Annotated in this window: 19 protein-coding genes; 14 read left to right on the plus strand and 5 right to left on the minus strand. The window is 41.9% G+C overall.

Going from position 1 to position 18,644, the window contains the following annotated elements; genetic code table 11:
- The first annotated feature begins 29 nt into the window (after window positions 1-29).
- The 13 genes from ACIROD_RS24780 (at window position 30) to ACIROD_RS24840 (ending at window position 16,301) form a co-directional block, all read left to right on the plus strand.
- A complete protein-coding gene (locus ACIROD_RS24780; RefSeq protein ID WP_402945287.1) occupies window positions 30-1,199 on the plus strand; it encodes an ATP-grasp domain-containing protein in 1,170 nt (389 codons plus the stop codon).
- Between the two features lie 13 nt (window positions 1,200-1,212).
- Window positions 1,213-2,907: a methyl-accepting chemotaxis protein gene (locus tag ACIROD_RS24785; RefSeq protein WP_402945290.1), complete on the plus strand. Its 1,695-nt coding sequence runs from the start codon at window positions 1,213-1,215 to the stop codon at window positions 2,905-2,907.
- A 321-nt stretch (window positions 2,908-3,228) separates the two neighbouring features.
- Window positions 3,229-3,429, plus strand: a complete 201-nt coding sequence (locus ACIROD_RS24790) for a cold-shock protein (RefSeq protein WP_034304915.1) — start codon at window positions 3,229-3,231, stop codon at window positions 3,427-3,429.
- Between the two features lie 482 nt (window positions 3,430-3,911).
- Window positions 3,912-4,283, plus strand: coding sequence for an ArsR/SmtB family transcription factor (locus tag ACIROD_RS24795; protein ID WP_402945293.1), 372 nt, complete (start codon window positions 3,912-3,914; stop codon window positions 4,281-4,283).
- Window positions 4,276-6,399 carry a heavy metal translocating P-type ATPase gene (locus ACIROD_RS24800; RefSeq protein ID WP_402945296.1) on the plus strand — a complete coding sequence of 708 codons (2,124 nt, stop codon included), beginning with the start codon at window positions 4,276-4,278 and terminating at the stop codon, window positions 6,397-6,399. The genes ACIROD_RS24795 and ACIROD_RS24800 overlap by 8 nt, the downstream gene beginning before the upstream one ends.
- 52 nt (window positions 6,400-6,451) lie before the next feature.
- Window positions 6,452-6,601 carry a hypothetical protein gene (locus ACIROD_RS24805; RefSeq protein WP_402945299.1) on the plus strand — a complete coding sequence of 50 codons (150 nt, stop codon included), beginning with the start codon at window positions 6,452-6,454 and terminating at the stop codon, window positions 6,599-6,601.
- Window positions 6,602-6,671: 70 nt separating this feature from the next.
- Window positions 6,672-7,937: a GTPase HflX gene (gene hflX, locus ACIROD_RS24810; protein WP_402945301.1), complete on the plus strand. Its 1,266-nt coding sequence runs from the start codon at window positions 6,672-6,674 to the stop codon at window positions 7,935-7,937.
- 710 nt (window positions 7,938-8,647) lie between these two features.
- On the plus strand, window positions 8,648-10,006 hold the full coding sequence (locus ACIROD_RS24815) for an NAD(P)-dependent oxidoreductase (protein WP_402945419.1): 1,359 nt from the start codon (window positions 8,648-8,650) through the stop codon (window positions 10,004-10,006).
- Window positions 10,007-10,032: 26 nt separating this feature from the next.
- On the plus strand, window positions 10,033-11,319 hold the full coding sequence (gene preA, locus ACIROD_RS24820; protein ID WP_402945305.1) for an NAD-dependent dihydropyrimidine dehydrogenase subunit PreA: 1,287 nt from the start codon (window positions 10,033-10,035) through the stop codon (window positions 11,317-11,319).
- 14 nt (window positions 11,320-11,333) lie between these two features.
- Window positions 11,334-12,752, plus strand: a complete 1,419-nt coding sequence (hydA, locus tag ACIROD_RS24825) for a dihydropyrimidinase (RefSeq protein ID WP_101225677.1) — start codon at window positions 11,334-11,336, stop codon at window positions 12,750-12,752.
- 42 nt (window positions 12,753-12,794) lie between these two features.
- On the plus strand, window positions 12,795-14,273 hold the full coding sequence (locus tag ACIROD_RS24830; protein ID WP_402945310.1) for an NCS1 family transporter: 1,479 nt from the start codon (window positions 12,795-12,797) through the stop codon (window positions 14,271-14,273).
- Between the two features lie 17 nt (window positions 14,274-14,290).
- Window positions 14,291-14,509, plus strand: a complete 219-nt coding sequence (locus ACIROD_RS24835) for a hypothetical protein (protein ID WP_101225679.1) — start codon at window positions 14,291-14,293, stop codon at window positions 14,507-14,509.
- Between the two features lie 157 nt (window positions 14,510-14,666).
- The gene (locus ACIROD_RS24840) at window positions 14,667-16,301 is read left to right on the plus strand and encodes a PucR family transcriptional regulator (protein ID WP_402945313.1); all 1,635 of its coding nucleotides are present in this window, start codon (window positions 14,667-14,669) and stop codon (window positions 16,299-16,301) included.
- A 120-nt stretch (window positions 16,302-16,421) separates the two neighbouring features.
- Here the strand turns inward: ACIROD_RS24840 and yhfH (ACIROD_RS24845) are convergent, their stop codons facing one another.
- From yhfH (ACIROD_RS24845) to yhfH (ACIROD_RS24865), 5 genes are read right to left on the minus strand one after another with little or no spacing between them, the layout of a single operon-like run.
- A complete protein-coding gene (gene yhfH / locus ACIROD_RS24845) occupies window positions 16,422-16,562 on the minus strand; it encodes a protein YhfH (RefSeq protein ID WP_072274044.1) in 141 nt (46 codons plus the stop codon).
- Between the two features lie 28 nt (window positions 16,563-16,590).
- Complete coding sequence (gene yhfH, locus ACIROD_RS24850; protein WP_101225681.1) at window positions 16,591-16,728, minus strand: protein YhfH; 138 nt, start codon at window positions 16,726-16,728, stop codon at window positions 16,591-16,593.
- Window positions 16,729-16,757: 29 nt separating this feature from the next.
- A complete protein-coding gene (gene yhfH, locus ACIROD_RS24855) occupies window positions 16,758-16,895 on the minus strand; it encodes a protein YhfH (protein WP_095395041.1) in 138 nt (45 codons plus the stop codon).
- A gap of 29 nt (window positions 16,896-16,924) precedes the next feature.
- Entirely contained in the window at window positions 16,925-17,062 is a 138-nt protein-coding gene (gene yhfH / locus ACIROD_RS24860; protein ID WP_082162914.1) for a protein YhfH, read from the minus strand.
- 43 nt (window positions 17,063-17,105) lie between these two features.
- On the minus strand, window positions 17,106-17,240 hold the full coding sequence (gene yhfH, locus ACIROD_RS24865; protein WP_137017534.1) for a protein YhfH: 135 nt from the start codon (window positions 17,238-17,240) through the stop codon (window positions 17,106-17,108).
- Between the two features lie 479 nt (window positions 17,241-17,719).
- On the opposite strand from yhfH (ACIROD_RS24865), the gene ACIROD_RS24870 reads away from it, so the two are divergent.
- Window positions 17,720-18,610 (plus strand): diacylglycerol/lipid kinase family protein, encoded by an 891-nt coding sequence (locus ACIROD_RS24870; protein WP_230178700.1) that lies wholly within the window; start codon window positions 17,720-17,722, stop codon window positions 18,608-18,610.
- The last annotated feature ends 34 nt before the right edge of the window (window positions 18,611-18,644 follow it).

The raw sequence follows: 18,644 nt of genomic DNA on the forward strand, positions 1-18,644 counted from the left end.
CAAAAAACAGTATAAGTTAGGTGGAAAAAATGATTATTTTGAATGAGTCCATTGTGTCGCCAATTCTTCTAAAGGTGTTAGAGGAAAAGCAGATTCCAGTGCTGGAACAAGGGCAATGGGGAGACACATTAACATCAGAAAAGCTAAACATTCAAAAGGATACAGAATTTTTCAACTCCATGGAAATGGACAAAAGAATTCTTACAAACTCTGAAAATGGCATAACATTATTAGGGCATTATCAACCGAATAGCAATGAATACATTTGGTCAAAGTTATTGAAGGATAAGAGTCAGGTACGAAATTTGACGAAATCTTTATATCCTGATTTCTATTTCCAAGATATTGATTTATCCATTATAAGTGACCTGGATAAAAATCAAATACCGTTTCCGGTAGTTATCAAACCCAATATTGGCTATTCAAGTGTAGGGGTGCACAAAGTCAAGAATGAGCAGGATTGGGATATAGCCGTGAACCAGCTTAAAGCGGATTTACTTCATTCGGATGGGTTATATGATTCAGAGGTGATCGGTTCCCAGACCGTTTTAATAGAGGAGTGGATTCAGGGTGAAGAGTATGCGATTGATGGTTATTACAATCAAGATGGTGAACCGGTCATTTTGAATGTCTTTAAGCGGCTATTCAGGGATGATTACGATACTTCCGATCGAATTTATTATACTTCGAAGTTGGCCATTAATGAAATCTATCATGATGCACTGAAGTTCATGAGGAATATCCAAACGGTCCTTCCACTAAGGAATTACCCGGTACACTTTGAAATTCGCAAAAAAGGAAATCGGGTGATACCCATCGAAATCAATCCCTTGCGTTTTGCCGGGGCGGGTACAACGGATCTAGGTTACCATGCCTATGGAATGAATATGTATGAACACTATTTTTCTGGAACGAAACCGGATTGGAATCGGATATTGGAAGAGATGGACGATCATATATATAGCTTTTTCTTTGCAGAGGTTCCACTGGAAATAAATCTGGAAGATGTTGCGCGTATTGATCATGAAGGACTTCGTCATGAATTCGAACATGTTTTGGAATATAGGCAGCTTCCTTTCCCAAATGACCGGAGCATGGCCATCATCTTTTATAGAAGTGAGGATTTGAATAAAAATCTCCGATTGCTTCATTTGGATTTAATACCATATTTGACTATAAAACACCTGGTTTTCAACTAAGGGGGACATGGAAATGAGATTTTCAAAGCTGAATCCTAAAAAATCTCTATTGGCAAAACTATTCTTGTTTTATATTATTCCTTTCGTACTTTTCGCAGGGGCCATGGGCCTTTGCTTTTCCTATATTACTAATAAAATGATCAATGAGAATGTCCTTCCGCAATTCGATGATCGTCTTTCTGAAAATGCCCACAGTTTGGCAGCAAGCCTCAATCCCACTTTGATAAACAAGGCTTCGGTACGGGGAGAAGAGATTAAGCGTGAGTTGGATGCCTTTGTTAAAGATAAAAAGGGAATCGAATATGTTTATGTTTTGAAGCGGGAGAACGATGCCGACATGATCGTAGCCCTGAACGGCAGCGAGGACTACATGGTGGAATCCCCCTTCACGCCGGAACAGGCAAAATCGATAGATGGAAAAAAAGATGTATTAAGTGAAATATATAAAGATAAGTGGGGTACACACAAGTCATACTTTACGCCAATCGATGGAACGGATGCGATTGTCGGAATCGATATGGATGCAAAATTCATTGATGAATTGAAAAGTACAATGATATTCTATAATATCTTATTTCTGGCAAGTGCCATTATATTAGGTGTGTTATGCGCCGTTGTCATCGGGAAAAAGATTTCGGGACCCGTCAATGAACTTGTTGGTTACACGAATGAAATGGCAAAAGGGGACTTAAGTAAATCGATTCCCGTTGTCAGACGGGATGAGATTGGCGATCTGTCAAGTGGATTTGAAGATATGAGATTAAGTTTGGCGCATATTATCCAGAATGTCCGTGAACATGCCCAAACGATGAATCAAACGACAGTGTCCATTCAGCAATCCTTTGAAGAGATGGTGGAATCCTATGGACAGATAGTGACGGGGACAACGGAAGAAGCAAAAGCTTCGGAAGAACGTGCCCATCATATTGATCGAATTTCCAATATGATCAGTGACTTATCGGATACAATCCGTTTTATGAACGAGCAAACGAATGAAATGAATGAATTTACGATGCATACGAATACACTTGCTGAACAAGGAAGTAAGCAAGTGCAAGATGTAACGGGCCAGATGGATAAAATCATGGAAAACGGCCAAGCGAATAAAGCCAATTTGGTGAGCCTGGAAGAGGATGTAGTGAAGATAAATGAAGTGATTGGTCTAATTAGGGTGATTGCTTCTCAAACGAACCTGCTATCCCTGAATGCTTCCATTGAAGCGGCACGGGCTGGGGATGCGGGCAGAGGGTTTGCCGTAGTCGCTCAAGAGGTGCAAAAATTGGCTGTGCAAACAGATGAATCCATCGATATCATTTCAGAATCCATTATGCGGATTAATGAACAAACAGCCAAAGTCATCCAAAATAATGATGAGAGTTTTCAGGATATATTAAATGGTGTTTCCTTAGTGGAAAACAATGGCGAGATTTTCAATAAGATATTTGAATCCGTAGAGAAATTGCTGAAAGGCACGGAACAATTAGCCGCCCATTCGAAAAAAATCAATGAGTCTTCGGATGAAAGCCTGGCATCCATTCAGGAAATTGCAGCGATTTCAGAAGAAGGAGTCGCAACGACGGAGCAAATCTCGGCAGCTGCCATTCAACAAAATACCATAATGACTGGATTGAAGGAGCAAAATCAAGATTTAGCAAATGAATCGGCGATTTTAGAAGAAATGGTAGAAAAGTTCATTACCGAAAAATAAATATTTGATGTAATCATCTACAAAAACCTTTCGTTATAACGAGAGGTTTTTGTTTGGATGAATGCATGTAAGAGTTCATGTGTAATAGATAGAGTCACTTTCGTTACTGCTTATTTTTTCATCGAATTGAGAGAGTATTAAAAATTGCTGGAAAAAAGTTTAACCAAACCATTTGCAATCGCTACCATTTAATGTTATGCTTAGTCTTAATTATTTTTGTTCGGTACTAAGGATACTAAAAGTACTACTTTTCGTTTTCGATGATGACTTAGAGCAAGGATAGTAATACATTGTGCTTAAATGCACTAGGAGGCAACAACAATGGAACAAGGTAAAGTAAAATGGTTTAACGCAGAAAAAGGTTTTGGATTCATCGAACGCGAAAACGGAGACGACGTATTCGTACATTTCTCAGCTATCCAAAGCGAAGGTTTCAAATCTTTAGACGAAGGTCAAGAAGTTACTTTTGAAGTAGAACAAGGTCAACGCGGACCTCAAGCTTCTAACGTTCAAAAAGCATAATTTCAAAAACAAAAAAGACGGATCCTTGTTATAGGGTCTGTCTTTTTTTGTTTTGTGAAAATACATAACAAAAAACCCTGCTCAACGATGAGCAGGGTAAATGGTACAAGTAAAGTAAAACGCTTAAAAAGGTTTGACTAAGTATATCATAGTTTTTCTAAAAAATACTAAATTAAATATATTATACTTATCAAGGTACCGATAGGTAATTACTGAAATCATTGGATTGAAGGGGGTAAAGGAATTTATGCCCCTTCTTTTTTTTTGCCTGAATATAGGAAAGGGGACATCTCAGCAAAATTCCAGGGGAGCCACTCCGATGTGAAACAAAAAAACGATGGCCCACATATAAAGACATAAGGGCACTTTCATTAACTTTGGGAAGGAGAAAAGATTCTTATACATTCAAACATAGATTTGAATATTCAGGGAATTGTGTTATATTATAATCAAACGAATATTTGAATGAGAGGTGTGAGAAGATGACGGAACTGAAAGATATATGTGATGTTCACCTGCATGATGAAGTGAAGGTTAACCGCATTCAAGTAGAAATGGGCCAGGTGGATATATCCAGCATGTCGAAGCTGTTTAAAGTTATAGGCGATGAAAATAGGGCGAAGATAGCTTATGCACTCTGCACGGACGAGGAATTGTGTGTGTGCGATCTGGCCAATATCATTGGTGCTTCGATGGCAACAACGTCACATCATCTTCGGACCCTTTATAAACACGCAATCGTAAAATACCGAAAAGAAGGAAAGCTGGCTTTTTATTCTTTAGATGATCACCATATAAAGCAATTGATTCTGATTGCGTTAGAACATCAGCAGGAGGTAAGGGTCGATGACTGAGTCCCCAATGAAAACATATCGTATCCAGGGTCTATCCTGCACGAATTGTGCGGCTAAATTTGAGAACAATGTCCGTGAACTAGAGGGTGTGAATGATGCCAAAATCAACTTTGGGGCGTCGAAGATTTCGGTACAGGGCAGCGCAACCATTGAAGAGATTGAAAAGGCGGGAGCCTTTGATAACCTGAAGATCCGCGGTGAACAGGAACTGGTAACGCAAAAGGAACCATTTTGGAAGCAAAAAGAAAATATTAAAGTGATGTTTTCGGTTATCCTATTGCTGGTCAGCTGGATATTGGATAATCGATATGCTGATGGAAGCATCATGCCGGTAATCGGTTATGCAGCTGCGATCATAGTTGGAGGATATTCATTATTTTTCAATGGATTGAAAAACCTTGTAAGGCTTCGCTTTGATATGCACACCCTAATGACGGTTGCCATCATCGGAGCGGCCGTGCTTGGTGAATGGGGCGAGGGCGCTACCGTCGTCATTCTATTTGCGATAAGTGAGGCATTGGAAAAATATTCGATGGATAAAGCACGTAATTCCATCGAATCATTAATGAACATCGCACCTAAAGAAGCCTTGATCCTTAGAGGGCATCACGAAATGATGGTTGGGGTTGATGAGATTGAAGTGGGCGACATCATGATCGTTAAACCGGGTCAAAAGCTTGCAATGGATGGCCGGATCATGAAAGGGGCCTCGACACTTAATCAAGCAGCCATTACTGGGGAATCCGAGCCGGTTTTTAAAACGGTTGAGGGTGAAGTGTTTGCCGGAACCTTAAATGGTGAAGGGCTGCTCGAAGTGGAGGTCACGAAGCGAGTCGAGGATACGACGATTGCAAAAATCATCCATCTTGTTGAAGAAGCACAGGCCGAAAAAGCCCCATCCCAAGCCTTCGTGGATAAATTCGCAAAATTCTATACGCCGGCCATCATGCTCATTGCCTTGGCCATTGCCGTATTACCCCCGATTGTGATGAACGGGGATTGGGGTGAATGGATTTACCGGGGATTGGCTGTACTGGTTGTCGGCTGTCCTTGTGCTTTGGTCATTTCCACTCCCATCGCCATCGTGACAGCTATCGGAAATGCTGCGAAACATGGTGTGCTGATTAAAGGCGGGGTCCATTTGGAGGAAGCAGGAGCCTTAAAGGCGATCGCGTTTGACAAAACAGGTACTTTAACAAAGGGCGTACCTGAAGTGACTGATTTCAAGTTGTTATCTGATGTGTTGAATGAACAGGATGTGCTGGCTATCGCTGCTGCTTTAGAAAGCAGATCACAGCACCCCCTTGCCACGGCCATTCTTCAAAAGGCGGAAAACCACGATGTGGACTATCATTCTTTATTGGTAGAGGATTTTACTGCGATCACCGGTAAAGGCATAAAGGGGAAAATCAATCAAGAAATCTATTACATTGGTAAGCCCCATCTTTTTGAAGAAGAGCCAGGTATAGTTTACTCTGAGGATGTGCTTAAATTAATCAGCGGCTTTCAAAATACAGGGAAAACGGTGATGGTGCTTGGTGATCAAGTAAAGCTCCTGGCACTGATCGCAGTTTCAGATGAAATAAGGGAAAGCAGTAAGGAAGCGATTCGGAAACTGCATGAATTGGGCATTGAAAAAACGATCATGCTGACTGGCGATAATATCGGAACAGCTAAAGCAATTGGAGCGGCAGCTGGCGTTCATGAGATTGAGGCGGAGCTATTGCCGCAGGATAAATTGAACATGATCAAACGATGGAAACAAAAATATGATCGAGTGGCCATGGTAGGCGATGGTGTCAATGATGCTCCGGCCTTGGCAGCTTCCACGGTAGGGATTGCAATGGGCGGGGCGGGCACGGATACGGCCCTTGAAACTGCCGATATCGCCTTAATGGGTGATGACTTATCGAAGCTGCCTTATACAATCCGCTTAAGCCGCAAAACATTAAAAATCATAAAGCAGAACATCACGTTTTCATTGGTGATTAAAATCCTGGCCTTATTATTGATAGCGCCGGGCTGGTTAACACTTTGGATGGCGATTTTTGCCGACATGGGTGCGACGTTATTAGTGACCTTGAACAGTCTTAGGTTGTTGAGAATAAAAGAATAGAATAATAAAAGCTCCCTGGCGCATCTTAAGGTGCACCAGGGAGCTTTTATTTATGAACTTTCCAATTGTTTCATGTGAAACTTTGAAAAAAGCAGTCGGTCCTCTTATTTTTTTGTTGAAATTAAAAGGAGGTTCAATGAAGAATATTGCTTTGGCAGCAATCGTTATGCAGGCGATGTCTGGTATGCTACAATGTGGCTGACTTTTAGGCAGCATGATAGGTTTGTTTAAGTATAATATAGGGAGTAAGGTATGTACGGAAAGGATTTGAAATGATGGAATTACAGCAAAGGGCTATCTTGGTTGGAGTTAATCTCAACGGTTCAAGGGATTTTGAGTATTCGATGGAGGAATTGGCCAATTTAACGGAAGCATGTGAGGTAGAGGTTGCAGGGACCATCACACAAAATTTGCATCGGGTGAACTCATCACATTTTATCGGTACCGGGAAAATCGAGGAAGTAAAAAATCTCGTTGAGTATAAAGAAGCTAATGTCGTCATTTTTAATGATCAGCTCTCCCCTTCGCAACTTCGCAATCTGGAGAGGGACATGGATTGCAAGGTGATTGACCGGACAATCTTGATTCTGGACATCTTCGCGCATCGGGCGAAAACGAAGGAAGCACAGCTTCAGGTAGAAGTGGCGAAGCTGCAGTATATGCTCCCGCGTCTTGTAGGTTTGAGGGAGTCATTAGGGCGTCAGAGTGGCGGGGTCGGTACAAACAAGGGTGCAGGTGAAAAGCAGTTGGAGCTTGACCGCAGGAGAATCGAGGAAAATATAAGTGTATTGAATAAGGAACTGGAAGACCTTGTTGCACACCGGCAAACGCAGAGGAAACAGCGGAAAAAGAATGCCATCCCTGTCGTATCCTTGGTCGGTTATACCAATGCAGGTAAATCTTCGATCATGAATGCTTTGATCGAAATGTTCCATCCAACAGCAGAGAAGCAGGTGTTTGAGAAGGATATGCTGTTCGCTACGCTTGAAACATCCGTCCGAAACATTCCGCTGCCGGATAATAAGGAATTTTTATTGACTGATACGGTGGGATTTGTGTCTAAATTGCCCCATCATCTCGTAAAAGCATTCCGATCAACACTAGAAGAAGTGGTGGAAGCGGATCTGTTGATCCATGTTGTCGACTTTTCCAATCCAAATCATGAGCAGCAAATAGAGATAACGGATAAGACTTTAAATGAGATAGGCATTAAAGGGATTCCGACGATTTTTGCCTATAACAAAGCGGACCTTACCGATTTGGAAATCCCTAAGGTGAATCGTGACTCTGTATATATGTCAGCAAAAAACAAAGTCGGCATCGAGGAATTGATCGAAAAAATTCGCCAGCGTATTTTTGTCGACTATACTCACTGTGAAATGCTGATTCCATATGATCAAGGGCAGCTGGTTTCCTATTTCAATGAAAATGGTCACATAACGGAAACTGAATATGAGGCAAATGGATATCGAATAAAGCTTGAGTGCAAGAAAACGGATTATGAGAAATATAAACGATACGTTATTCATCCGGAATGAGCCTGCCTGTTGATAAATTGTTAACGGTTTGTTGATAAGTGGAAAAGTTGATTTCCGTATGTGGATAACTTTTGTTAAAATGCTTCTGTTCCGCAAAAACAAAGAGAATATCACCATATAATATGTGAATAAGTTGTGGATAAAAGTGAAAAGACCCAGGAAACCTTGAATTGAGTTTCTGGGCTTTTTTTTATGTGGACAAAGTGTTGATAAGTAGGTTTTGGAACAAATCATCCAAATAATATCAGGAAGTATGATGAAACGTGAGTTTGAATGTAGAAAAATGACGATGTTTATCATTTATTGTTAGGAAATATAACATGAATATTACATATTGCATATCTAGCATCTGGAAATACTTTACACTTTGTATAATGTAACTTGCTTTTCAACATTATAAAATAAAGAATACTCAATTCTCTGATTTATCATCAGGTTTTGATTTTTTAAGATTAGTAGGGGGGGCTTTTTGTGTTAGAAGGAAGCAGGGATAGAGGAGTGACCAGTGAGAGAATGATAGAAATAATAAACAAAACGAGAGAATTTTGGCTGGGAAATCGCCATGACTTGTTAGCTGAATAAATTGACGGAAACCATGTTGGCAATCATTTCAATCGTTTAAATATGAGGACAGTAGAGAGAAATGCATGCAATTCCTCCCTTTTTATTTTTCAAAAATAAATGTTTGGAAGGAGAAATAGTGGATGAGTATGACGAGCCCGTTAAAAGGTGGTCTAGAGATTAACTTTCAGGAAGCGGAGAGGGGGTTATCCCCAAGGGAAGCTTTGGAAGAATCGAATCGATGTTTATACTGCTATGATGCCCCATGTATCCAAGCCTGTCCGACGGGAATAGATATTCCAGGTTTTATTAAGAAGATAGCTTCAGGTAATTTTAAAGGGTCGGCCAAGACGATCATGACTGCCAATCCTGTCGGTGCCAGCTGTGCTCGGGTATGTCCGACTGAAGAGTTATGTGAGGGAGCATGTGTCCTGAACCACTCTACAAAGCCAATCATGATTGGCAATCTCCAGCGTTATTCCACAGATTGGGCCATCCAAAATAAACAAGCCCTATTCAAGGCCGGGAAGAAGAATGGCAAAAAAGTTGCCATTGTAGGAAGCGGTCCCGCGGGTTTGTCTGCAGCAAGGGAGTTAGCCTTGCTTGGCTACAGTGTAACCATTTTCGAAGCTGAAAAGAATCCAGGCGGATTAAATACTTACGGGATTGTATCGTTCCGTTTGCCTCAGAGCATTTCTTATTGGGAAGTTGAACAAGTAAAGAGTTTGGATGTTGATATTAAAACGAATACACGGGTCGGAGTGGATGTTTCCGCAAACCAGCTGACTGCCGACTATGATGCGGTCATTTTAGCTATCGGCATGTCCGATGTCCCTAAGCTTGGAATTGAAGGGGAGGATTTGGCTGAAGTTTATGATGCAATCGATTTCGTAAAAGCAACGAAAACAGGGGCAATCACTGATAAATTCATTGGGAAGAAGATGGCGGTGATTGGAGCTGGAAACACGGCGATCGATGCCGCAACCTGTTCTGTACGCCTGGGCGCCGAACAGGTGAGCATTATTTATCGTCGTACCCAAAAGGAAATGACAGCCTATGATTTTGAATATGAGTTTGCCAAACAAGAAGGTGTCGGGTTTCACTGGCTGACTGCACCCTCCAGGATCCTCTCGGATGAAAGAGGTCAGGTTACGGGCATCGAGTGCGTGAAGATGGTGCTTAGCGAGGCAGGGGAAGATGGGCGGCGCCGTCCAGTCCAAATTCCCGGGTCGGAGTTCGTCATACCGGTCGATGGGGTAATTCGTGCTATAGGCCAATCCAGATATATAGGATTGATTGAACAGTTCGGCATTGAACATGATGATGGTGTCGTTACATTGGATGGTGATTCCTATAAGACATCGCATGAAAAGATCTTTGCGTGCGGTGACGTGATCTTCGGAAAAGGCCAAGGTGAGGCAATGGTTGTTTCAGCTGCCCAGCAAGGGAAAAAGACAGCCTATGAAATTGACTCGATTTTGATGGGCGAAGCGGTGGATATTGCTTAATAACTATGAAAAATAGGAGGCTTATCATGGCTGATTTATCAATTGATCTTGCAGGTATTAAATCTCCCAATCCTTTTTGGCTTGCTTCAGCACCACCTACTAATTCAGGTTATCAAGTCCAGCGCGCATTTGAAGCTGGCTGGGGAGGAGCCGTTTGGAAGACATTGGGTGACCCCATCCTGAATGTCTCATCACGTTTTGCAGCGGTCAGCTTTAATGGACAGAGAGTTGCCGGGTTCAACAATATAGAATTGATTACGGATCGTCCGCTTGAAGTGAATCTTAAAGAAATATATGAAACGAAGAAAAGGTTCCCTGATCATGCAATCATTGCATCGGTGATGGTGGAGCCGCAACAGGAAAAGTGGCATGAAATCATCAAGCGCATAGAAGATGTAGGGGTCGATGGTTACGAGTTGAACTTTGGCTGCCCGCACGGTATGGCAGAGCGTGGGATGGGAGCTGCTTCGGGACAGGTTCCTGAACTTGTGGAAAAGCAAACATACTGGGCCAAGGAAGCTGCATCCAAACCCGTCATCGTCAAGCTTACACCGAATATAACCGACATTACGGTCACGGCTGAAGCGGCGGTGCGCGGCGGTGCGGATGCAATAAGCATGATCAATACGATCAACAGCTTGGCAGGAGTGGATATCCATTCATGGAATACGATTCCCCATGTAGGCGGCAAGGGTGCTCACGGAGGGTATTGCGGTCCCGCTGTGAAGCCGATCGCTTTGAATATGGTGGCAGAGTGTGCAAGGAATAATAAGATCAATGTTCCCATTTCCGGAATAGGCGGCATTTCAAATTGGCAGGATACGGTGGAATTTTTATTGATGGGTTCGACTGGCGTGCAAATTTGTACGGCTGCCATGCATCACGGTTTTAGAATAGTAGAAGACTTGATTGATGGACTTTCCAATTACCTTGATGAAAAAGGGATATCCTCCGTGATGGATATTGTCGGTAAGTCCGTACTGCGCTATTCCGACTGGGGGAATTTAGATCTTAATTATAAGGTCGTTGCGCGCATTAATAATGATGTGTGCATTAACTGCAATAAATGCCATATTGCATGTGAAGATACTTCTCATCAATGTATAGATATGTTCAAGGACACGTCAGGCAGCTCCTTTTTGAGAGTGCGCGAAGAAGATTGCGTAGGCTGTAATCTATGCTCGATCGTCTGTCCGGCCGATGGGGCGATCGATATGATCGAATTGACAAATGAATTACCGCCAATGACGTGGAATGAACGCCAATCGTTCCTTGGGGGCATAAGCAGTGAAAGTGTTGATTTCGTAAAATGATGGAGGGGTCTAATATGAAGAAAATCATTAAAAATGGAACGATTGCAACGGCTGCAGATACGTATCAAGCCGATATATTGATTGAAAATGAGAAGATTGCAATGATTGGCAAGGACCTCCCGGCTGAGGGGGCTGAAATCATTGATGCAAAAGGCGCTTATATTTTTCCGGGGGGCATTGATCCGCATACACATCTCGATATGCCGTTTGGCGGGACAACGACAAAGGATGATTATGAAACGGGGACGATTGCCGCTGCATATGGAGGCACGACAACGATCATCGACTTTTGTTTGACCGAAAAAGGGGTGCCGTTAAAGAAAGCGATAGAAACATGGCATGAAAAGGCCACTGGAAAAGCGGCCATAGATTACGGTTTCCATTTAATGATCAGTGAGATTAATGATGATGTATTGGCTGAGCTGCCGAGCATCATCGATAATGAAGGGATTTCTTCCTTTAAAGTGTTCATGGCTTACAAGAATGTTTTTCAGGCTGATGATGCCACGCTATACCGCACTCTGTTGCAAGCAAAGGAACTTGGGGCACTTGTCATGGTTCATGCTGAAAATGGCGATGTCATCGATTATCTTACGAAGCAGGCGCTGGCTGAAGGTAACACCGATCCAATTTACCATGCATTAACAAGGCCTCCAGAGCTTGAAGGGGAAGCAACTGGACGGGCTGCCAAACTTACGGAAATGGCAAATGGCCAGCTCTATGTCGTTCATGTCACCTGTGAAGATGCGGTTGAAAAGATTACTGAGGCAAGAAATAAAGGGGTGGATATTTGGGGGGAGACTTGTCCGCAATATCTGGTTCTTGACCAATCTTATCTTGAAAAGCCCCATTTCGAGGGATCTAAATATGTATGGTCCCCGCCGTTAAGGGAGAAGAAAAACCAGGAAGTGCTATGGAATGCTTTGAAAACGGGCCAGCTGCAAACGATCGGCTCCGATCAATGCTCTTTTGATTTTAAGGGACAGAAGGAACTTGGACGTGAAGATTTCACGAAAATACCGAACGGCGGGCCAACGATTGAGGATCGCATGAGCATCCTCTTTTCTGAAGGGGTCATGAAAGAGCGTATTACCTTGAATCAATTCGTCGACATGACATCCACGCGTGCCGCCAAGCTATTTGGATTATTCCCGAAGAAAGGTACGATAGCGGTAGGTTCGGATGCTGATATTGTCATTTTTGACCCGAAAGTTGAAAGAGCCATTTCTGCAGAAACCCATCACATGGCTGTAGATTATAATGCTTTTGAAGGTATGGGAATTACAGGTGAACCGGTGTCCGTTTTATCGAGAGGTCAATTCGTCATTAAAGACAAACAATTTGTAGGCGAAGCTGGAAAAGGGCAATTCCTGAAACGGGCAAAATATAATGCGGCGCTGAAGCCGGATACAGGGAAAAAGCTTACAGTCTAACTTTGGTAAGGAATCTTGCAAATTAAATTAGGGGGATTTTCTATGAGTGAGAAGAAAGATTATTTAAAGTCTCCCGATTTGCTGCCTATACCTCATAGTGAGAAAAACATAAGTGCAGCCGGATTTGGTTTCATTTGGGTGGGCATGGCTGTAGTATTGGCTGCCTTCGCAATCGGTGGGAACGGTGTCCAAAGTTTATCCTTAGGCTGGGTCGTTCTTGCAACGGTCATTGCCTGTGTGGTTCTCGGCTTTTTGATGACACTGACAGGGGATATAGGTGTTGAACATGGAATATCATTCCCTGTTTATATGAGGGCGCCGTTCGGTACGATTGGCACCCACATCCCTTCGGTTGTACGCGGTTTTGTAGCGTCATGCTGGTTCGGCTTAAATACTTACTTTGGAGCCACTGCAATGAACGCTATCTTCACAACCCTTTTTGATTTTGATAATTGGTTTATCTGCTTCCTCATTTTTGCCGTTTTACAATTAGTCAACACGGCAATGGGAATAAAGTCGATAGAACGATTCGCCGACTTGGCGGCGCCCGTCATCATTTTAATTTCCGGCTGGATGTATTTCACCCTATCCGATCAGGCTGTAGCCCAAGGAAGAGATGTATGGTCCTGGATTGAAAGTCCGGTCACTGGCGGGGCCGCCGCAACGGCTTTCATGGTCGTCATTATGGCAAATATGGGATTTTGGGGCACGTTGACTGCAGATATGCCAACGCTTTCCCGCTTTATAAAGGCACCAAAAAATGAAAAAAATTGGTTCAAGCGCAATAAGGGGCAAATAATTGGGAATATTATCACCTATCCCATCACTCAGACGTTCATGGTGATTATCGGGGCGGTTTCTTATATGGCTGTTTCTAATTATGATCCTGTAGTTGCCATACAGGGATCAGCAAGTGGAATTGCCCTCGGCGTCCTTTTGATCATGATCGTATTTGCTCAATGGTCGACGAATACTACGGCCAATGTCATTCCCGCAGCTACCATTTTCTCCAATGTCATGGGTCCTAAAATGCCATTTTGGGCGGGAGTCGTTGTAGCGGGGGTGATTGGGATAGTAGTTCAGCCATGGAGCCTGTTCGGCATCATAATAGAAGTTTTATTAATAATAGGCGGAATCCTGGCATCCATTGTCGGCATCCTGGTAGCGGATTACTATTTCCTTCGTAAACGGAGAGTGAATGTACAAGAACTCTATGAAAGTGAAGGCCAGTATAAATACTTGAATGGAGTGAATTGGGCAGGAATCATTTCTTGGGTGATTGGAGGAATCGGTGCAACGATTTTTTCAAATTATTCGTTTATTATTGGCTTTCTTCTCGGCGGTGCAAGTTATTTTATATTAGCTAAGTATTGGTGGTTCAAGCGATATGAACAAGCTGAAATCATTGATCCGAGCGATGAGAAATATTTAGGCATTTCCGTCGGCAGGGATTGGATAATTGGGAAAGGTCCAGAACTTGAGGAAGAGATGGCTTTTACGACCGGCAAGGAGAACGTTTGAAAAAGGGGGGAATGGAAATGTCCGAATATCAAGACTATCGCTTAGAAAGGGAACAAATCGATTTTTTACTTGAAAGAGGATATCGAATCACCCGGGTTTCCGAAAGTTTAAGTGGAGCCTTTCTCGATTTTGAACTGATTGAAGGAACGAAGCAGGAATGGAAGCAATTGAACATCAAAACCCCGGAAGGAAGGAAATACTTCTCTACATTGCTTTTTAAAAAAAAATTGAATTGAAATCGTCATGTACCGGGCCTATTCCTTACGAATGGGCCCTTTTTGTTCGAGTTTTTTGTAGAATTTTGACGTTAGATTTTCTGACAAGTGTCTGGAGATTTAAGGGTTGTCCGTTTATAATAGATTTTAAAGCAGTTTTATAAAAGGATGTGGCTGGATGAATACATCGATTACAATCGAGGAAATTCTAACACGCAAGCATTTTGATCTGACGGATATAATTGCAGGCAGAAGTGGGATAAAGCGTCAAGTGAAGTGGGTCCACTGCATGGAAGTCACACAAATCAGCCATTTGTTAAATGGAAACGAACTGATACTGACTACCGGTTTAGGGTGGAAAGACTGCGATGACACATTTCTATCCTACTTAAGACAGTTAATTGAATGCGATGCAGCTGGACTCTGTATAGAGATTGGCGCCAACACCATGGCAGTGCCGCAATGTGCCATCGATCTCGCAAATGAACGGCAATTCCCTATCATCCTATTTCATGAAGAAGTCCCTTTCGTAGAAATCACGCAGGATATACATTCCCTTATCATCAATAAACAATATCAAATGATCTCCAACTTAGAAAGCTACTCCCAGCAGCTAAATAAAAATCTCCTCGAAATTGACCATTATGAACCAATTCTAAAATTTCTCCACAGCTATTTAAATGTACAGGTTATTCTTATCTTTAATGAAAATGATATAGCCAGCTTTCCAAAAATAAAGAAAAAAACAACCTATCAAATGGTGGCGGACATATACGAAGAGAAGCGGAACATGGATAAAACCGTTCTTGGACAGCCGATTCGAGTGCTTGGTGAAAATTATGCTGAATTGCTCATATGCAGCAACGGCAGAGAGTTGACTGATTTTGATTCACTGATTTTGGATCGAACGGCTACCGCATTGGCACAGCATCTATTAAGGGAGTTATATATTGAAGAAAAGAAAATGTCGGAAGAAAGTATATGGCTTACAAATTGGATTGAAGGTGAATATAGTGATGAAGCAATCCGGGAGAGGCTTTCCTATATTGATCCGAAAATGCATTTGGATGGCGGAATTGTTTGCATTTGCAAACAACACCCAAAGTATAATAAAAACTCCGCAAAATTAGATGGAACCTATTTTAAGATAATGTTTAGAACTGTTTTTGAACAGTACGGCTTTCAGATATTTTCCATGGAAATACATCAGCATCTTGTTTTTATTTTAGGTGATAATCGTTCATCTGAAGATTGGAAATCAAGGGTTACAAGCGCGGTGGATCGAATCATGAAAATGGATGTAAGCGGGCGTAATCGTATGGGTCTGCTTTCCATTGGGTTTGGTAAGCATGTTCAAAGGTTAAGTGAGATTTATAAAAGTTATGAAACGGCCCGTGAAACTTTGCTGCTTCAGGATACGTTACCGGAGGATAACAGGAGCATCTTTTATCAGGACTTACATATGCATCGCATGATATCGCTCATAAATAAGCATGGTAATCTGGAGGAAACGGTGTACGAATATTTAGGTCCTGTCATTGAATATGACAAGCAAAACAATGGTGAGTTAATGCCTACCTTAAAGACCTACCTTGCCTGTAACGGTTCTAAACAGGAAACATCGAAACAACTATTCATTGTCCGGCAAACGCTATATCATAGACTTGAAAAATTGGAGAAACTGCTAGGTTCTGATTTTATGCGTTCAGATAAGCGTCTGGGCCTAGAATTCATGATTTTTGCATTGGACTTCTTACAATACAGCAGCAGGAAGGTCAGAGGGAAATATGTAGACAAATATATTGGAAGATAAGTAAGACTAAAGGGTGTCCCAAGGACATCCTTTTTTGAATGCAGGGAAGGGGAGGCAGAAAACAAGGTAAATGCTGACATCAAAATGGCTTATATAGCATCTTGATGTCAGCATCTTATATTAATATTCATCTTTTTTGGAAAGGCAGCGGTCACATTCCAAGAGGTAGGATTCAGCTTGTTCAATGATATGGGTCCCGCATTCCGTACATTGTTTAGGCGGCAGTGTCCTGAAGAATTCCAATGGGTTTTTAGTTTGCATGATGATTCCTCCTTATGATTTGGTTTAATCAGTCTTCGTGTTTGGAAAGGCAGTGGTCACACTCCATCAAGTAAGATTCAGCTTGTTCAGTGATATGGGTCCCGCATTCCGTACATTGTTTAGGCGGCAGTGTCCTGAAGAATTCCAATGGGTTTTTGGTTTGCATGATGATTCCTCCTTTTTGATATGGTTTAATCAGTCTTCACGTTTGGAAAGGCAGCGGTCACATTCCATTAAGTAGGATTCAGCTTGTTCAGTGATATGGGTTCCGCATTCCGTACATTGTTTAGGCGGCAGTGTCCTGAAGAATTCCAGTGGATTTATAGTTTGCATGATGGTTCCTCCTTTTTGATATGGTTTAATCAGTCTTCGCGTCTGGAAAGGCAGCGGTCACATTCCATTAAGTAGGATTCAGCATGCTCGATAATATGGTCACCGCACTCGGGGCAATGTTTAGCAGGGATATTGTTAAAAAACTCAATGGATTTTTTCATTTGCATGATGATTTCCTCCTTTTAATGTTAGATATATTTTCCGATCGCTTTATTCTTCACGTTTGGAAAGGCAGCGATCGCATTCCATCAGATAGGAATCTGAGTGGTCCACATGTGTTTCACCACATTCCGGGCAATGTTTAAATGAATCGATTATGAGTAAATCCGATTGATTTGCTTGCATGTCTCGCTCCCCCTCTTTATAGTACAGTTTTTGTTGTTTGTTTGTTGTTATAATACAGTATATACCCGAATTTGGAAAATGTATAGGTATTTTACAGAAAATTTGAAATTTTTTTCGCTGATTGTCTAAAAACCCTATAGGTAAGGGAATTATCATCTGTTTATTTTTGAATTTACCTTCATGGCAAGTAGGAAATGGAAGAAATGACGCTTTTTATAAAACGAAAAAACAAAGAGGGAACGAAACGGACAGACAATTTTCAATGTGTTGTGATAGGCATTAATGTAACAGATGGGAAACAGGAAAATCAGTGATCAATTAATGCCTGTTTCACAGTCGATGTAACATATAAGAGCTTGTTCTAAAATTTCAGCAAAATTCAAGCAGCAGCGATTATGTGTAAGTTCCTGTCTGTGTGGTTTTAATACATCAGTAAAGAGGTAACTTGCTAGTAGAAGTACAAAAATGGGAGGTAGCATATGTCGAAAGCGATGATTATCGTCAATCCATCTTCAGGTAAGGAAAAAGCAGGAAAGATTTTGCCGAAAGCGGAAAAGGCACTTGGTGAAATTTTTGATGAGGTATGCGTTCGTAAAACGGAAGGAGAGGGGGATGCTACGGGTTTTGCTAAGGAGGCCTGTGCAGATATGTTCGATGCTGTCATTTCCATGGGTGGGGATGGAACGGTGAACGAGATAGTGAATGGTTTGGGTGAGCAGCAGCATCGGCCTACTTTCGGAATCATTCCACTAGGAACCATCAATGATTTTGCTAGATCTTTGGGAATACCATTGAATCCCAATGCTGCCATCGAGATTTTGAAGGATATGAATATTAAGGAATCGGACATAGGGAAGATCAATGACCGTTACTTCATGAATGTGTTGGCAGTTGGGGCAATCGCAGAGGCCACCTATAATGTTACCGTTGAACAAAAAACCCGTCTTGGTTCTTTTGCATATTTCATTGAAGGAGCAAAAGCGATCATTAAAAAGACTCCGTTTCCTTTAACGGTTGAACATGATCAGGGAAAGTGGATGGGCGAGGCTCATTTACTAATTGCAACAATGACTAACTCTGTCGGCGGTTTCGAACAACTTGCACCAGAGGCGGAAGTGAATGATGGAAAGCTGCACACATTCATCATTAAGGATTTATCTCTTCCTCTCATCGTCAAGATCATTCCCAGTTTGATTAGGGGGGAGATCATGGGGAATGACGAAGTTGAATATATTAAAACATCCAAGCTCCATTTAACTACTTCAGATGATCTTGCAGTCAATATCGATGGAGATGAAGGCATTCTTCTTCCTTTCCAGGCAAATGTACTGCACAAACATCTTCGTCTCTTTGTCCCGGGAACTAAATAGCTTGTTATGTGGGTTCATTGTCTTACTGGGAAAA

The sequence above is a fragment of the Peribacillus sp. NPDC101481 genome (assembly GCF_044767165.1).
GTDB lineage: Bacteria > Bacillota > Bacilli > Bacillales > DSM-1321 > Peribacillus.

Coding starts and splice junctions, on each gene's coding strand:
- yhfH (WP_082162914.1), bottom strand. CDS start 17,062: ATGCAAATGAAAAAATCCATTGAGTTTTTTAACAATATCCCTGCTAAA.
- ACIROD_RS24800 (WP_402945296.1), top strand. CDS start 4,276: ATGACTGAGTCCCCAATGAAAACATATCGTATCCAGGGTCTATCCTGC.
- preA (WP_402945305.1), top strand. CDS start 10,033: ATGGCTGATTTATCAATTGATCTTGCAGGTATTAAATCTCCCAATCCT.
- yhfH (WP_072274044.1), bottom strand. CDS start 16,562: ATGCAAACTAAAAACCCATTGGAATTCTTCAGGACACTGCCGCCTAAA.
- yhfH (WP_095395041.1), bottom strand. CDS start 16,895: ATGCAAACTATAAATCCACTGGAATTCTTCAGGACACTGCCGCCTAAA.
- hflX (WP_402945301.1), top strand. CDS start 6,672: ATGATGGAATTACAGCAAAGGGCTATCTTGGTTGGAGTTAATCTCAAC.
- ACIROD_RS24815 (WP_402945419.1), top strand. CDS start 8,648: ATGACGAGCCCGTTAAAAGGTGGTCTAGAGATTAACTTTCAGGAAGCG.
- ACIROD_RS24795 (WP_402945293.1), top strand. CDS start 3,912: ATGACGGAACTGAAAGATATATGTGATGTTCACCTGCATGATGAAGTG.
- ACIROD_RS24870 (WP_230178700.1), top strand. CDS start 17,720: ATGTCGAAAGCGATGATTATCGTCAATCCATCTTCAGGTAAGGAAAAA.
- ACIROD_RS24780 (WP_402945287.1), top strand. CDS start 30: ATGATTATTTTGAATGAGTCCATTGTGTCGCCAATTCTTCTAAAGGTG.
- yhfH (WP_101225681.1), bottom strand. CDS start 16,728: ATGCAAACCAAAAACCCATTGGAATTCTTCAGGACACTGCCGCCTAAA.
- ACIROD_RS24830 (WP_402945310.1), top strand. CDS start 12,795: ATGAGTGAGAAGAAAGATTATTTAAAGTCTCCCGATTTGCTGCCTATA.
- ACIROD_RS24840 (WP_402945313.1), top strand. CDS start 14,667: ATGAATACATCGATTACAATCGAGGAAATTCTAACACGCAAGCATTTT.
- ACIROD_RS24805 (WP_402945299.1), top strand. CDS start 6,452: ATGAACTTTCCAATTGTTTCATGTGAAACTTTGAAAAAAGCAGTCGGT.
- ACIROD_RS24835 (WP_101225679.1), top strand. CDS start 14,291: ATGTCCGAATATCAAGACTATCGCTTAGAAAGGGAACAAATCGATTTT.
- ACIROD_RS24790 (WP_034304915.1), top strand. CDS start 3,229: ATGGAACAAGGTAAAGTAAAATGGTTTAACGCAGAAAAAGGTTTTGGA.
- yhfH (WP_137017534.1), bottom strand. CDS start 17,240: ATGCAAGCAAATCAATCGGATTTACTCATAATCGATTCATTTAAACAT.
- hydA (WP_101225677.1), top strand. CDS start 11,334: ATGAAGAAAATCATTAAAAATGGAACGATTGCAACGGCTGCAGATACG.
- ACIROD_RS24785 (WP_402945290.1), top strand. CDS start 1,213: ATGAGATTTTCAAAGCTGAATCCTAAAAAATCTCTATTGGCAAAACTA.